10 protein-coding genes and 1 pseudogene are annotated in these 15,991 nt (G+C 53.0%); 10 read left to right on the forward strand and 1 reads right to left on the reverse strand.

The annotated features are described in order from the left end of the window. From AACZ40_RS21930 to AACZ40_RS21975, 10 genes and pseudogenes are all read left to right on the forward strand, one after another. Positions 1–655 (forward strand): annotated as a pseudogene (locus AACZ40_RS21930) (hypothetical protein); the annotation flags it as partial. A 145-nt stretch (positions 656–800) separates the two neighbouring features. Continuing rightward, positions 801–1,853: a MoxR family ATPase gene (locus AACZ40_RS21935; protein WP_339675854.1), complete on the forward strand. Its 1,053-nt coding sequence runs from the start codon at positions 801–803 to the stop codon at positions 1,851–1,853. Then, positions 1,831–2,823 carry a DUF58 domain-containing protein gene (locus AACZ40_RS21940; RefSeq protein WP_291172489.1) on the forward strand — a complete coding sequence of 331 codons (993 nt, stop codon included), beginning with the start codon at positions 1,831–1,833 and terminating at the stop codon, positions 2,821–2,823. The genes AACZ40_RS21935 and AACZ40_RS21940 overlap by 23 nt, the downstream gene beginning before the upstream one ends. Positions 2,824–2,955: 132 nt before the next feature. Beyond that, a complete protein-coding gene (locus tag AACZ40_RS21945; protein WP_291172486.1) occupies positions 2,956–5,097 on the forward strand; it encodes a BatA domain-containing protein in 2,142 nt (713 codons plus the stop codon). Continuing rightward, the gene (locus tag AACZ40_RS21950) at positions 5,063–7,528 is read left to right on the forward strand and encodes a vWA domain-containing protein (RefSeq protein ID WP_291172483.1); all 2,466 of its coding nucleotides are present in this window, start codon (positions 5,063–5,065) and stop codon (positions 7,526–7,528) included. The genes AACZ40_RS21945 and AACZ40_RS21950 overlap by 35 nt, the downstream gene beginning before the upstream one ends. A gap of 35 nt (positions 7,529–7,563) precedes the next feature. Continuing rightward, a complete protein-coding gene (locus AACZ40_RS21955) occupies positions 7,564–9,750 on the forward strand; it encodes a hypothetical protein (RefSeq protein WP_291172480.1) in 2,187 nt (728 codons plus the stop codon). 45 nt (positions 9,751–9,795) lie between these two features. Next, a complete protein-coding gene (locus tag AACZ40_RS21960; RefSeq protein WP_291172477.1) occupies positions 9,796–11,238 on the forward strand; it encodes a hypothetical protein in 1,443 nt (480 codons plus the stop codon). Further along, entirely contained in the window at positions 11,238–11,876 is a 639-nt protein-coding gene (locus AACZ40_RS21965; protein WP_291172474.1) for a hypothetical protein, read from the forward strand. Before AACZ40_RS21960 ends, AACZ40_RS21965 begins: the two co-directional genes overlap by 1 nt. Before the next feature lie 118 nt (positions 11,877–11,994). After that, a complete protein-coding gene (locus tag AACZ40_RS21970; RefSeq protein ID WP_291172472.1) occupies positions 11,995–13,809 on the forward strand; it encodes an NPCBM/NEW2 domain-containing protein in 1,815 nt (604 codons plus the stop codon). A gap of 30 nt (positions 13,810–13,839) precedes the next feature. Beyond that, entirely contained in the window at positions 13,840–15,267 is a 1,428-nt protein-coding gene (locus tag AACZ40_RS21975) for a hypothetical protein (protein WP_291172469.1), read from the forward strand. Positions 15,268–15,324: 57 nt separating this feature from the next. Here the strand turns inward: AACZ40_RS21975 and AACZ40_RS21980 are convergent. Next, positions 15,325–15,991, reverse strand: a 667-nt coding sequence (locus AACZ40_RS21980; protein WP_339675858.1) for a site-2 protease family protein, incomplete at its 5' end; no start/stop codon positions are given.

Consider the following 15,991-nt stretch of genomic DNA (forward strand, 5'->3'; position numbering starts at 1 on the left):
GTTTCTCTCCAGCGTCTATGGAATGGAGACCGATGCGAAAGTCCGTGACCGGATCGCCAAAGTGGTGAAAGACGGAATTCAACTGACCGCCTCCGGTCAGAGTAATCGGGGAGGCTGGATCTACACGCCCGGCGGTGGCGATGAAGGAAGTGTCACAGTTACCCAGATGCAGGGCCTGCGGGCAGCGCATAATGCCGGCTTTACCGTGCCCAAGGGAACCATCGAAAATGCAGTCCGCTACCTGGAACTCTGCCAGACACCCGAAGGGGGAATCCGTTACTCCTACAGTTCCGGCAACGATACGCGTCTGCCTATTTCTGCAGCTGCGATTACCTGCCTGTATTCTGCAGGAGAATACGAATCGCCGCTGGCGGAAGAATGCATGGAATATGTCTATGGTCAGTTCAAGAATCGGAAAAACGGATTCCAATCAGGCCATTATTTTTATTTGAACCTGTACGCCGCCCAGGCGTTTTATCAGGCAGGCGATGAATACTGGAATTCTTACTTTCCCGGACAGCGGGACAGCCTGATCAAATCACAGACATCCGATGGCAGCTGGAATGGAGATGGCGTCGGACCCATTTTCGGAACCAGTGTGGCATTGATAGTTCTGCAATTGCCTTACAAATATCTGCCGATATACCAACGATGATTTTCTGGATCGTATCACATTTAACCATAACGTCGTTCAATCTAATATACTCGTCTCAAATGGCCTTGAAGACGCTACAGTAAAACTGGACACAGTCAAGCGAAGATAACCGGTCCTCTCAGACTGGTAGAACAGGGAGTGAATCTTGTCAGAAATAAAAACAGCACCAGACATGGTGGCACTGGAAAAACTGAAAGCGGCCCAGGAACGAATCCGCGCGCAGATTCGTACTGTCGTGATTGGCCAGGACGATGTGGTAGAACAGTTGCTGGTCAGTATTCTGGCAGGCGGGCATTGTATTCTGGAAGGCGTTCCCGGACTGGCAAAAACGCTGCTGGTTTCGACACTCGCGAAGAGCCTGTCACTTGATTTCGGCCGTATCCAGTTCACTCCCGACCTGATGCCTGCCGATATTACCGGGACTGACGTGATCTATGAAGATCGCCAGAGCGGCACCCGCGAGTTCAAATTCATCGAAGGACCCATCTTCACGAATCTGCTGCTGGCCGACGAAATCAACCGTACGCCTCCCAAAACACAGGCGGCATTACTGCAGGGGATGCAGGAAAAAAACATTTCTGCGGGGACCAAACATTACCAGCTCCCCCGTCCGTTTTTCGTTCTGGCGACGCAGAACCCGATTGAACAGGAAGGGACCTACCCCCTGCCCGAAGCGCAACTGGACCGCTTTTTGATGAAGATCATCGTCAAGTATCCAACGCGTGATGAAGAACGCCAGATTTATAAAGCCGTAACCGGCGATGACCAGGTGGAACCGGAATCGACGTTGACAGGCGAAGAGGTTCTGGAACTGCAGCATCTGGTCCGACGCGTACCGATCAGTGATTTTCTGGTCGATTACACGATGGACCTGATTCGTGCCACACGTCGGGACGGTGATGATGCGCCGGACTTCATCAATCGCTGGGTCCTGTGGGGCGCGGGACCACGCGGGGGACAGTCGCTGATCTTGGCAGCCAAAGCGCGTGCCGCACTGTATGGCCGTCCTGAAGTGACCGTGGAAGATCTGCAGGCCGTCGCGAAGGCAGTTTTAAGACATCGCATCGTGCTGTCATACAATGCCGAGTCCGAAGGACAGACTCCCGATACCGTCATCGAAAAACTGATTGAAGAAACGCCGTTACAACAGACTGCCGCCGGAAAGGATGGACAGTATGCAAGAATACTTAAATCCTGAAATCATCAGTCGTATCGCGGGGATCGGGTTTAAAACAAAACAACCCGTTGAAGGTTCGATAGCCGGCCTGCATCGCAGTCCGCTGCATGGATTGTCGCCCGAGTTTGCCGACTATCGCAGTTACACTCCCGGCGATGATCTGAAGAATCTTGACTGGAAAGCCTACGCGCGTTCAGACCGTTTCTATATCAAGCGGTTTGAAGAAGAATCGAATCTCCGCGCCGTGTTTATTGTCGATTCATCCTCTTCCATGACCTACGGCGGACCCGATTATTCGAAATACGATTGTGCGGCTACGATTGCTGTCTCCCTGTCAGCAGTGTTATTGAAACAGCGGGACGCCGTGGGTCTGGCGATTCTGAATGATCGTGTGCAACAGGATCTGCGGACCGGGAGTACGCCTTCCCATCTCTCGAAATTCATCGAAGTCCTGCAGCAGGTGGAACTGGCCGGTGAAACGGATATCGGTCCTGCGGTCTCCCAGGTGGCAGACCAGATTCATCGACGTGGTGTCGTGGTCGTTCTGTCGGATCTGTTGACGCCCCTGGATCGATTTTATGAATCGCTGGGGAAACTACAGCACGCCGGACATGAAATCATAGTGATGCATGTTCTGCATCGGGACGAAGTCGAAATGCCATTTAAGGATTCGGTGATCTTTAAGGACATTGAAGGTGAAGAAGAAATCTTCGCGGAACCCTGGGCGTTTCATAAAGCCTACCAGGCAGCGATGGAACAGTTCATTCAGGAAACACGTCAGCGCTGTCAATATTGTGGCATCGATTATCTGCAGGTGTTGACCGATGAAAATCTGGGAGTGGTTTTAAGCAGTTATCTGCACAATCGTCAGTTTGCGGGTGCCAAAACACATCGTGGCAGGATGTCCGCACTGGGGGGATCTGCACGCGATGAGTCACAGGTGGAAACGGTTTCAAACTCCCCTGCCCCCGATGTAGAACAACAATCCTGACAGAAAGCGGAATTCGAAAGATACTATTGGAATGTCATTATTAAATATTGGGTTAATAAATATCACGAGAGTGCGACAACGGAGCACGTAAACAACACCCCCAACCCTCAATTTCCAGCTTGACAAAGCACTATGCAGTTTCTGGCACCCTTATTACTGACGGGAACGGTTCTGGCAGCCGCCCCCATCATCATCCATCTGCTCAACCGGCGGCGGTTTATCCGTGTGGACTGGGCGCCGATGGAATACCTCAAGCTGACGCTCAAAACCAATAAACGTCGCTTGAAACTGGAACAGTGGCTGCTGCTGGCTATCCGCACGCTGGCGGTACTGGCATTGTTTCTGGCGGTGGCCCGCCCGATCAGTTCGGGAACCAATCTCGCGGGTTTCCTGTCTGTCGAAGGTCGCGCCAGTCGCGTGATCGTCATTGATGACTCACTGAGCATGGCTTATCAGAAGACCGATCAGAGTGCCTTTGAACGCGCCCGGGATGCCACGCGACAGGTGCTGAACCAGCTGGGACCTCAGGATTCCGTTTCAGTGGTTCTGGCATCGAATCCGTCAGCGCCGCTCGTGCGGATGTCACACCTGGACGAGAGTGAACGGAAAAAACTGGTCAGTCGCGTCAATGAACTGACCCACTCACAAACGGGCAGTCACTGGATGGCGACCCTGGAAGACATTGATCGCCAGCTGGAGGAAGCAACTTTCCCTGTCAAAGAAGTCATCCTCATCACCGATCTCTGGCAGGCCGGCTGGACGGACGAAGTACGTGACCTGTTTGATCGCTGGTCCGAAGAACAGGTGACAGTTCGCTTTATCGATATCGGTGCTGAACCGGCTGGAAATCGTGTGTTGCGCTCACTGGAGCTGGACAGTCGGATTGCGCTCGTGGACCAGGAAGTGAAGCTGACCGCGGTGATCGAAAATGCCGGCGAAGAACCTTTGAAATCAGGACAGGCACTATTGACCGTGGATGGCAATGTGACGCCGGTGACTTTGCCTGAGATCCCGGCGGAAAAAACAGTCAGTGTGCCGGTCAGTGTGCGTTTTGACCAGGCAGGACAGCATACCGTTTCTCTCAGCATCCCGGCTGACAAATTACTGGATGACAATGTTCAGCGCAAAATTATCAACGTACGCCAGATGGTGGATGTGGTACTCGTGGATGGAGAGCCGGGCCTCAATCCGTTTGATAGTGAGACCGACTTCCTGGCGCTGGCACTCTCTGCGGGCAATTCCAACTGGCAGGTGACCCAGGCGGAAAGTTCGACCTGGAAAACACAGCTGTTGACAGCTCCCGATCTGATTGTACTGGCGAACGTCGATCAATTATCCAGAGAGCGGATCGAGGAACTGGAAGAGTTGGTCTCGCTGGGAACCGGCCTGATGATTTTTGTCGGCGATCAGTGTGATTTGCAGCTCTATAACGAGGGTTTGTACAAAGGGGGGAATGGTCTGTTGCCGGCACGTTTGCAGCAGGTACGCGATCTTTCTTCGCAGGGGCTGGTGATCGAACCGATTGCGGATTCGCCCATCGAATTGTTGAAAGGGCTGTCACCGGAATTACTGAGCCGTATTCGTCCGCGGCGATTCGTCGATGTGACCCTGGAGGAAGGCGCCGATTCACAGCAGACACGGGTGCTGGCACGCTGGAACGATGCGCAGCAGTCCCCGGCGGTTCTGGAAAAACGATTTGGTGCAGGTCGCGTACTGTTATGGACCATTACCGCGGATAAAAAATGGAGCGACTGGCCTGCTGAAGCCAGTTTTGTACTGGCGATGCGTGTCGCGTCGCAACAGATCGCCGCTGAAATTCAACGGGGTGAAAATCTGACGGCAGGCGAGCCGATCCATTTTGAACTGGACACGATCACGGCACCCCAGTCGGGCGAACTGATCTGGCTGGATCGGGAACAGAAGCCACTCGAACTTGTATTTGCCGGCGGTGCCGAAGGCAAAACCACACTCAGTTCTCCGCCTGTCCGCTTTGCCGGCATCGTGGAAGCCGAGTGGCAGGATACACAACTTGGAAAACAGGCACAGAAATTTGCAATCAATGCAGACGTGGATGACTCGTTTCAGAAGATACTGGACGAACCGGCGTTGCAGCAGTTTCTGGGCAAAATGCCTTTAAAGCTGATTCGGTACCAGGGGAAAGAAATGGATCTCGCAACCGAAGGGACCGAGTTGTGGCGTTATCTGGCAGTCCTGTTACTGGGCTGTCTGATTTCGGAAAGTGTGCTGGCAACTTTTATTGGCCGTCGGCGGTAAACAGAAAGAATTGACGTTGAACCGATTTCTGGAATTCCTGTTTGGCATTAAAGCTTCGACCTGGACCGAAGGAGGCCACTGGTCTGCGCAGTGGGTCGGTCTGCCGGGAGGAGACTGGCGGCTGTTGCTGATACTGGGCATTGTCGTTTTGATCGGCGGGGGCTGGTGGCTTTACAAACGGGATGCCCAACAGGTGCCTCTCATGCGGCGCTGCCTGTTGTATACGATTCGAATCTCGATTGTGCTGCTGGTGATCGCCATGCTGCTGGAGCCGATTCTGGTGCTCAGCAAAGAAGAAAAAATCCCCTCACACCTGCTGGTGCTTCTGGATCACTCCCTTTCGATGTCGTTAAAAGACGCCTGGAAGGATGAAGACAAAGCAATTAAGGTTTCACGTAATCTGGGCATGTCCGCGGATACAGAAGCAATGCGACAGCTGAATCGCATGCAGCTTGCTCAGAAACTGGTGAATGAATCATTCCTCGAAAAACTGTCTGCGGACGGCACACGTACCGTGCATCTTCACAGCTTCTCTGGCAAATTTGACCCCGAAGCGCTGTCGCTTTCCAAAGAATGGCAGACCGGCGGAACAGGAACCGCGATTGCCAGTTCGCTCAGGCAGGCATTGCTGTCGTATTCAGGAATGCCTTTATCGGGGGTGTTGCTGATCAGCGATGGTCAGTCAACGGCAGGCGAGGCGCCGGAGGAAGTTCTGCAGATGCTTTCGGATGAAGGGGTGCCCCTGGTGACCGTCGGTGTGGGAACCACCGATGGGCCGCGAAATGTCGCGATCACTCAACTGGAAGCCAGCCCGGTGGTCTTCGTGCAGGACCCGAACCAGATCACCGTGCATATCGAATCGCGGGGCATGCAGGCCGAACCTGCGACACTGGTCATCGAACAACGCAGAAATGGCGGACCCTGGCAGGAATTTATCCGCGAAGAGATGGTGCTCAATCTGGAAGGAGCCCTGCAGCCTAAGACTTTCGAGTTCAGCGAGACCAAAACCGGCAAACTCGAGTTCCGGGCCAAAATCGTTGATGCGGGACCGGAAATTTCGCAGGATGACAACCTGGCGTCCGCCGAAGTCCGCGTGATTCGTCAGCGATTAAATGTGCTGTTCATTGCCGGTTCGACGTTTCCCGAAGTTCAGTTTCTGCGGAATACGTTTCTGCGGGATCGCCAGATCAATCTCTCTTCGTGGCTGATGGCCGCTGATAAAACATACGAACATCCGGGAGACCTGCCCATTCGTCGTCTGCCTGTCACGCAGGAAGAAATGAATGATTATGACTGCGTGGTCCTGTATGATCCCGATCCCACGCAATGGCCGATCAACTTTCCGGAACTGCTGACAAGTTTTGTGACGAAAGCGGGGGGCGGACTGGTCTATATTGCCGGTGAAATGCAGACCGCGCGCATGTTTGATCGTCAGTCTGATCCCGCTCTCAGCTGGTTGAATCTGCTGCCCGTCATCCGGGAACCCGGTCTGTTCCGATCCCAGGTGCAGATCCGTCTGAGTGCGCGGACTCCCTGGAAGCTGGATGTGACTGATCCCGGATTCCAGGATCCAATCTTCACCTTTTCAACGGATCGCCAGGCCAACGAACAGATTCTGGAGAATCTGCCCGGGATGTTCTGGCATTTCCCGGTGACCAAAGCCAAACCGGGGGCGACGGTACTGGCGGTACACGCTGATCCCCGCATGCGAAATGAGTATGGTCAGGAAGTGCTGATTGCCTCGCAGCGCGTGGGGCCCGGCTGGTCAATCTTTATTGGTTTCGACAGTACTTATCGCTGGCGTTACCTGGATGAGCAGTTCTTCGATGGGTTCTGGGCGCGCGTGATTGATCGCGCGGGGCGCAGTAAACAGCTGGGTGGGAATTACCCGTTTCGCCTTTCGACTCCTCAAGCCACTTATCAGCCGGGTAGTCAGGCGAAAATCATCGCCCGTTTTCTGGATGAGTCGCAGATGGAGCCAGGCTTGCAGCGTCTCTACGGCGATGTCGAACGCGGCGATGATCAACCGATCCCGCTCACTCTGACTGCGGGAAACAAGGCGGGTGAGTTTTCTACCACGTTTCCGGTCACGCAGCCGGGAACTTATTTCGTACGGGTCTGGCTGGGAGACGAAGCAGCCGGCGCGACAGTGAAAGCGGCGACACTGCCCATCAAGGTGGAGTTTCCGAACAAGGAGCTGGAAAACCCGACTCTGGATGAAGCGTTTCTGCAGACGATGGCGGTTTCTACGGGAGGCCGTGTGTTTGATCTTTCGGAGTCTGACGGTATTGCGAATGCATTTAAAATCAGACAGGTGTCCCGTCTGCTGGAAGAACGCCAGGAGATCTGGGATGCCCCCCTGTTTTATATCCTGATATTTGGCCTGCTGGTGACAGAATGGATCTTGAGAAAATGGTGTCGGCTGATTTAGCAGCTGGTTTTCAGCATAGAAGGAGTTTGTAATCGATGTCCTCCACGCCACGATCTGATGAATTCGAGGCGCTGCAGCAGACGATTTCCGGGAAACTGGAACGCGTCGGGGTCGCTTTGCGCCGGCATACATTGCTGGAAGCGACGGTTCGGATATTCACTGCGCTTCTGGGGCTGGCATCGCTGTCTCTATTGTTCGACTGGTGGCTGGAGCTGAGCCTGGTGGCCCGCGCGCTGTATCTGCTGGTCTGCCTGGCTGTGGTGGGTTATCTGTTCTATCGCTACGTCTATCTGCCTCTGCGGGGTTCACTCTCATCCATTGATATTGCGAACCTGATAGATCGCTCGAAAAAGGTGCTTCCTCAGCAGGCGCTGGCGCCGCGTGTTGCCAGTGTGCTTCAACTGCCGAATCACCTCACACAGACAGAGCAGTCTCAGCCGATGATTGAACAGGCGGTGCGATCGAACTATCAGCAGCTCAGTCAATATCCGTTTCAGGAGGTGATTGATTCTCGTCATACCAGGAATTGTCTGTTGATATTGCTGGCCCTGATTCTGATTCCGGTGGGTTTCGGACTGGGCCTGCCCGAAGCAGGCAGGTTATGGAGTCAGCGGTGGTTCGCAGGATCAAATGAACCCTGGCCCCGGAATACGAGACTGACAGTTGTGGGGTTGCAGGCAGGTCAGTGGATCCTGCCCCGTGGCGAGTCTGCGGCATTACAGATTCTTGTGGAGGATCAGGAAGAACCGACGGAAAGCGTATGGCTGCATCTGGCGGGAGAAGATGGTTCCAGCGAAACCATTACGATGAACCGCTTTCAGGCAGGGGATTTTCGATACGAAGTGCCCCCACTGCAGCTCCCCGTTCAAGCTTATGCCTGGGGCGGCGATGGAGAAACGGCGCCCTTTGAGATTGTGCCCATCGATCGACCCCGCATTACCGATTTGAAAATCAAGGCGACGCATCCCCGGCTCTCAGAACCGTTTGTGTCACATTTCTCCGCCAGCGAAGGGAATGTCAGATTACTGCCTCAATCGAAGGTGCTGCTGGAATTGACGACAAATGTCAAAGTCCGCGAGATTGACGTTGATTCTGAGGACGTTTTGTTACAATGGAAGGGTACAGATGGTAAGCACTTTCAGGCAGAATGGACGCACGAGAAGCCTGTTAATTTTCGGTTGACATTACACTCAGCCGAGCATGAGATTCATTCGCATCCCCGGCCTGTCTCGATTGGCGTGCAACCGGATCGTGGCCCTCGACTGAGTTTTCGATATTCGGGTGTTCGACAACGGATTACGGCAGACGCCACCATCCCCTTCTCGATCATCGCCCGTGACGATTTTGGGATCAGGTGGGTGGGCATGGATTCGAATTTGCCACTGGCGGAAACAGAAACGAAAATAAAACAGAATGTGACGGAAGCGGCGCTGGATCAGGTATTTGGAAATCCGCAAGCAGATAAGAAACAACAGGCGGTGACAAAAAAAGAGTATCCCCTCTACGGCCCTGCCGATCCTGCGGTGGAGAATGTGGTTGAAGAGGAACAGCGGGTGTCGATTTCCGAGCTGAAATTGAGTCCCGGTGCGGTGGTCACGTTTCAAAGCCATGCGGAAGATAACTGTTATACCGGCGTGCAGAAAACCAGTTCCCGGCAACTGGTCTTTCGCGTTGTCAAACCGGAAGAACTGTTTCGGGAAATTCTGTTAAGACAGCAGCAGTTGCGGTCGCGGTTGAGGAAGGCCCGGGATCAGGCAGAACAATTGAGAGATCAACTGAAACTGGCACAGAGCCTGGATCAGGCAGCCGACTGGATGCGACAGCATCAACTGGTCAGACGGGAAGTGGGACAGATCAGCCATGCCTTGAACGGGTCGGTTGAAGAAATGAAGCTGAACCAGCTGGGAGGAGAAGAGACCTATCAGTTGATTACACAGACAGTGCTCAAGCCTCTGGAAAATCTGCATGATCGCGAAATGGAGCTGCAGCAACAGTCACTGGAAACGTTACGAGGGGACACCCCTGACCCGCTGGAACAGATCCATACGCGGCAAGATGAGATTTTGAAAACAATGGATCAGATTTTGAATAATATGGCACAGTGGGACAGTTTTATAGACGTCGTCAACCAGTTGAATGCAGTCATTAAACTGGAACAGCTGGTGAAAGAGAAGACAGAAGAACTGAAGAAAAAACAGGTTAATTCGATCTTCGATAATTGAAGTCAGAAACATATTTCAAGGCCCCCTGTTATGGAGGTGAGGGAAATGCTGAACGGAAAAATAACAATGGCGACGGGTCTGGTGATGATGTTCGTCATCACCCAGATGATGGGCTCGGTTTCTGCTGCAGAGAAAGTAGCGGCAGATGACGGTAAGAAAATCGCGCCGCAGACACAGATCCAGTTTGAGCAGGACAAAGCGAAAGCGCACATGCAGGAACTGGAAGAGCGGATGTTTCGCCTCTCCAAGCTGATTCGGGATTCGCAGCCCGACGATGCGGCGCGGCTGCTGCTGGGACTGCGGAAAGCACGCGAACAGTTGATCCTGGACCGCATGGGTGAAGCTTCCAAAATGCTGGATGACCTCAAGCTGGACAAAGCCAGCCAGGAACAGAAAGAGATCCTGGTTTTGCTGGAAGAGCTCAAAAAACTGCTGCTAACCGCCGACATCGGGCTGGAACTGAAGCTGGAACAGCTGCGCAAGCTGATTGACTCGCGTGAGACCCTCAATAAGCTGCTGAAAAAAGAAGAACTGCAGCTCTCGAATACCTTGGATCAGCAGAAAAAAAGTGGCAATAAAAAAGACTTCAAAGCGCTGGAAACCAGTGAGCAGCGCAATCAGAAATCTGCAGAGAATCTGGAGCAGATGCTGCGTGAATACGGGCCGGCGTCAGAGAGCATCTGCAAGTCACTCTCCGGCGCGGGGAAATGTATGGGCGGAGCCTGTAAGAAGCTGGGAGCTTCTCAACCCAAGCCGGCTTCCGAGGAACAGAAAAAAGCGATAGAGCAGTTGAGCTCAGCACAACAGGATACGAAAAAGCTGGAAGACCAGCTGCGGAAAGAGGTCGAATCGCTGGTACGACAGCGGGTGATGGATCAGTTGCAGGATATGATCACGCAACAGAAACAGATTCGCGAAGTGACGACCAAACTGCAGGATCGTGTGGCACAGAAGCAGAAACAGGCTCTGGCAGCAGTACGACGGCTGTCCACATCGGAAGAAAAAATCATCAGCGTCTGCTCGGAGTCGATTGAACTTTGTGAACTGACGCAGTTCAGCCTGGTATTGCCGGTGGCCCTGGGCGCGGTTCGCGAGCAGATGGAACTGGTCGACGAAGGTCTGTTGCGGGCACAGGCCGACAAAGAGATGATTGCAGATCAGAAACGCATTGAAACTGATCTGCAGGCGCTGCTGGATGCCATGATGGATGCTTCCCGCCCCTCCAGTAAAAATGGAGGCGGCCAGTGTAAAGGCTGTAAAGGAAACCGGAATAAACTGCTGGCAGAAGTCAAAATGTTACGCTGGATGCAGCAGTCGGTTCATACACGAACCGATCAGCTGGACAAGCAGATTGAGCAGAAAAAGATCACGGAAACATCCCGGCAGGAACGGATTGAACTGCTTTCGGTCCGCCAGAAAGAAATTGATTTAATCACCGGACGATTACACAGTATGACCTGTCCCCATTGTCTGGCAGGAGACGAATAATGAAACGTATCACAAGAAATCAAGTCCCCTTCCGATATTGTCTTTCACTGGCAACCTGTATCACGCTGGTTGTTACGGGAAATCTTCCGGGTGCATTCGCGGAAGCAGATGCGATCGAAGCGGCCAAGCCTGAAACAAAACAGGGTCAAGCACCGCTGATCATTCCGCCGGAACCCCAAGACAACCTGTCGAAGCTGAAGGACGAGGGCTGGCTGAAGGATCCTTTCAAGAATATTCAGACCGACGTGAAATCGGTGATTACCGATTTTGATGAAGGTCAGACAACTCAGCCCGCGAAAACCACGCAGCCCCGGATTATCAGTCGACTGGATACGCTGGTGGAGATGCTGGAAAAGTCATGTAAGAAAGGGGGTGGCGGAGCAGGAGCCAATCCTTCACGTCCCGCCAACTCTTCGACCTTAGGGAAAGGTCCCGGCGGACAGGGGGAACTGAAAGCTCCTGATAAAAAAGGTCGTAACTGGGCTGATCTGACCCCTAAACAGCGTGAGAAGATCCTGCAGTCCCGTACGGAAGGATTTCCTCCCGGTTATGAAGACATCCTGGCAGATTACTTTCGGCGTCTTGCACGAAATCAGGCCGTCGATAAATCAGAAACGACTCCCGAAAAACAAGATTAGACTGTCGCCGGTTTTACTCTAGCGTCTCTCAGGCTCTAAAGACCGGGTATCATCAATTGAGAGACGCGATGGTTCAATGTGACGCGATCTGGAAAGTTTGCTGCAGATGAAATTACAGATGAAAAATTGGAGATGGAGGGGCGCTGCAATCACGGGGTTGGTCTGGCTGGTGGGAAGCGTTATTTCCTCTACAGTGCAGGCCGACGAAGTAGTGCTGTATGATGGCAAAAAGGTCACGGGCACGATTCGCTCTGTCGATTCCCAGACATTGAAGATCGAAGTCGGCAAGGATCTGCAGGAAATCAGTCTGTTTGATGTGACATCTTACAAATTTCTGGAACCCGCTCTGCCGCAGAATGTAAGCCAACTGCTGATTGATGGAGAGAAGCCGAGTTATGCGGCGGGGCCCCGGACTGCCAAGGTCAAGCTTCGCAAGGGGCTGCATCGCTTTACTCTGCCCTATTATCACTCGGTGGGCCTGGCAAAGCTTGAGATACAGGTTTCCGGCCCCGGAATGAAAAAGGCGGAAGTTCCCAAAGATCAGCTGTTTCGTGTGAATGCAGAAGTCCGTGAGATTCCTTCCCGGGAATACCAGGTCGATGAAGCGGGCTTTCGTCTGCCAGTCAAGATTGAGAAGCCGGAAAAGTACATCGCGTATCGATTGATGGAATGGAGCCATCCCGTGGATGTCAAATCAGTGGATGACCTGAAAGCGGTTCCCGTTAAAAGATATGGTGCCAGTCCGCGACTGGCTCTGTTGAGCCGCAGAAGTGCTATCAATTTCGGATTTGTCTTTGAGGGACTGATCCAGATTCCCCAGGACGGGGAATACGAGTTTGCGGTCGAAACTGATAAAAACAGCAAGGCGAAACTCTACATCGGTGCGTATCCCAGCGAACTCTATAAACAGGCCAAAAGTAACAAGAGTTTCGGCTGGAAGGTGACTTTTTCTCAGTCAGGATCGCTGACAGGAACATTGAAAGAATGGAACGACACGGGGATTCATTTTCAGATTCCTGCTGCAGAGAAAGAGATCGACCTGACTTTAAAACCGGGAGCCGTACATGAACTCTGGAAAATTCAGGAAGACACGAAGCAGACAAAGACCGTGGACCGCAAAGGCGAATCGAAGACAGAAGACTCGGCGTATGTCACTACTCAGGACGGGAATGTGCATCGCGTCTCAGGGGAAGTCGTGGGGATGAACGAGCAGAGTCTGCTGTTTCAGTACCAGGGGCAGCAACGCGAAGTCAACCTGGACCGGGTCGTGGGGCTGGTTTTGCAGAAGAACCGCGTGAAACCCGAGAGTAAGCTGGCGCTGCAGAGTCTGATGACCTTGATCGGCAATACGCAGATTCCCGGCGTGGTCGAATGGAACGAGGGGGCGACCGCCAGCATTACAATGCCCTGGGGTGATCGGTTTTCCATCAATAAAGATTACCTGGAGTCGGTGAAAACGGTTAATGCACGTTCGGTCTCACTGGTGGAGATTCAGCCGGACAGCGTGACCCAGGTTCCCTTTTTCAATCAGCAGTATCCCTATCAGATAAATAAGTCACTGATCGGCCAGCCATTGAAAATCGGGACACAGTCGTTCTCCAAAGGAATCTGTGTGCATGCCCGCACGGTGCTGGTTTACCAACTGGGTAAGAATTTTGAAAAGTTTCAAACCAGCCCGGGTTTACAGGCTGAAACCGGCGCACTGGGAAATGTGGCGGTCAAGGTGATGGCAGATCAGAAAATCCTGTTTGAAAATCCGGAGTTCACTTCTGCCACGAAAACAGAATCTCTTGACCTGGATGTGACAGGCTGTGAGACATTAACTCTGGTCGTCGATTTTGGAAAAAATCAGGATGTGGGGGACCGTTTTGTCTGGGGGAATCCCAGGCTGATCCGGAAGTCACCCAAAGAACTGGCGACGAATCAGAAATAACGGAAAACGAGACCATTACAGCGATTGATCATGAAACAGCATTTAAAATCAAATAAGCAAAACCAGAACACGTTCAATTCCTCAGACAGGTGGCAGCAGAAAGCGTCTCTGGTCGGGGCAGTCACGACAGTGATCGGACTTCTGTGTGCGTGTGGAGTTGGCGGGGCGGATGAGCCGCAGGCTGCCTCACAAGAGAAACTGATCGTGCGCGATGTGAGCGTGTTCCTGGTCTCAGCGCATGGCAAGAAACTGAATGATGCGGCCCTGTTTCGATCCACGACTCCCGGTTTTATGCAGTCGCGTCGGTTGAGCGCTGATGCGGGTGAGAGTGATAAGCCAGCGCCCCTGGGATTGATTACGTTTGAAGGGCCGCCGGTAAAAGATCTTGATGTGCTGCTGGAATTTCCGTCCGGGCGTTTTATGGCGCATTGGCCCACTGCCCGGATTCAGTCAAAACGAATTTACTGGCGTTCACAGAATCTGCTCGCAGAGAGTCCGCTCAGCATGCGGTTGTCAGAATCTTCCTGGCTGAGCCCGCTGCAGCAGGCAGATCGACTGTATGTCAAAGGCATCGATAAGTGTGATCGTTTCATTCTATATGATGTGGAACTGGACCATAATCCGCGCATTACCATGACTCCCGCTGAGAACGGGTTTCAGGTTCAGAATGCGGACGCCTATCCTCTCAAAGCACTGACAATCATGCAACCTGCGGAGCAGCAGGATCACTGGAGAGTCGCCGCCCTCGAACAGGTGCCCGGGATCAAAAAAGAGGAAAAGCAGCCTGAAGAAAAATCAGATCAACCAGCGAAAGCAAAACCCGTTGATCCTTTATCGGAAGAGGCGCTGAAAAAGAAAGAAAAAGAAGCCAAAGCCAAAGCGCTGCAAATTCTGGGGAAACAGTTACAGGCTGTAGGTGCTTTACCGAAACCGGCTGAAGCGGCAACAAAACCAGCTGAGAAAAAAGAGACAGCAGCAGCGAAGCAAAAAACGCCAGCTGTCACGGTGCCTTATCTTAAATCTGCTGCGCTGACCCAGGCCGAGGCGCTGGATGTCTGGAGGAAACAGCTGGTCGAACTGGGACTGGGAACACCGGAAGTTGAACATGTGTTGCGAATCCTCGCCGAACATGCCTTGCGGAACGATCAGGCGACTATTGTGTACTGCCTGGATGAAAGTTATCTCGATAAAATATTGCCGCTGGAAATCACTCCGTTTCCCGATGTCATCCGTCGTACGGGAATCGTCATTCTGCTGGATGCCGACCCGGCGTTACTGAAACGCATTGATGCGTTGATTACTCAACTGGGTCACCAGAGCTGGACGAAACGCGAAGCAGCGCAGAAGGCGCTGGAAGAGTACGGGAAAGCCGCCCAGGCACAGCTGCAGAAAGCGACCAGTAATAAAGATCTGGAAATCGTGTTTCGCGCCGAACAGATCCTGAGCAAGCTCAAGTAGCAGTGTTCTCTGCATTGAGTGCAGACGCCCTGAGTGCAGACGGATTGGCTCGACGCATCAATAAATGATAACCGGCGTGATCGTAAAACCGATGATGAAAAATGCCAGTGTCAGCCAGCCGATGATGAGCCGTGGAGTTCCCAGGGGGACCCTGTCGTTGGCTGTGGGGGGATGATTGATGCCGAAAAACACAAGTAACAGAATCAGCAGCGAGTAGCCGAATTCCCCTGTGTAAAACATGTATCCCACTGCGGCGGCCATCAGCAGGCGGGATACCAGATTGGCTTTTTTACCCAGCAATGTATACAGGATGTGGCCGCCGTCCAGCTGGCCAATGGGCAGCAGGTTCAACGCGGTAATGAAGATACCGACCCAGCCTGCAAACAGCAGCGGGTTTAAAATCACTTCCTGATTTGCCGCCAGTGGACCATGGACCATGCTGATCATCCACTGCAGAATCAGGGGCTCACCGTAGCTGATGGAACCCGGCTGCTTCAATGTGACGGCGACCGTTGAATTCAGCACCCCCCAGTATGCGATCGGGAGCGCAAAGACCAGTCCCGCGAGGGGGCCGGTGACGGCAATGTCGAACATCTGTTTGCGGTCTGCCATCCCGCCCCGTTGCAGAATCACTGCGCCCATGGTTCCAAAGGGGGTCAAAGGCATCGGGATAAACAGCGGTCGGGTGGCAGGAATGTGGTAGCGCCGCGACTGCAGATAGTGT

Source organism: uncultured Gimesia sp. (assembly GCF_963972345.1).
Classification (GTDB): Bacteria; Planctomycetota; Planctomycetia; order Planctomycetales; family Planctomycetaceae; genus Gimesia.

What these genes read in the sequence shown, in the direction of transcription:
- AACZ40_RS21955 (WP_291172480.1), top strand. Translation starts at nt 7,564, where the DNA reads ATGTCCTCCACGCCACGATCTGATGAATTCGAGGCGCTGCAGCAGACG.
- AACZ40_RS21970 (WP_291172472.1), top strand. Translation starts at nt 11,995, where the DNA reads ATGAAAAATTGGAGATGGAGGGGCGCTGCAATCACGGGGTTGGTCTGG.
- AACZ40_RS21940 (WP_291172489.1), top strand. Translation starts at nt 1,831, where the DNA reads ATGCAAGAATACTTAAATCCTGAAATCATCAGTCGTATCGCGGGGATC.
- AACZ40_RS21960 (WP_291172477.1), top strand. Translation starts at nt 9,796, where the DNA reads ATGCTGAACGGAAAAATAACAATGGCGACGGGTCTGGTGATGATGTTC.
- AACZ40_RS21975 (WP_291172469.1), top strand. Translation starts at nt 13,840, where the DNA reads ATGAAACAGCATTTAAAATCAAATAAGCAAAACCAGAACACGTTCAAT.
- AACZ40_RS21965 (WP_291172474.1), top strand. Translation starts at nt 11,238, where the DNA reads ATGAAACGTATCACAAGAAATCAAGTCCCCTTCCGATATTGTCTTTCA.
- AACZ40_RS21945 (WP_291172486.1), top strand. Translation starts at nt 2,956, where the DNA reads ATGCAGTTTCTGGCACCCTTATTACTGACGGGAACGGTTCTGGCAGCC.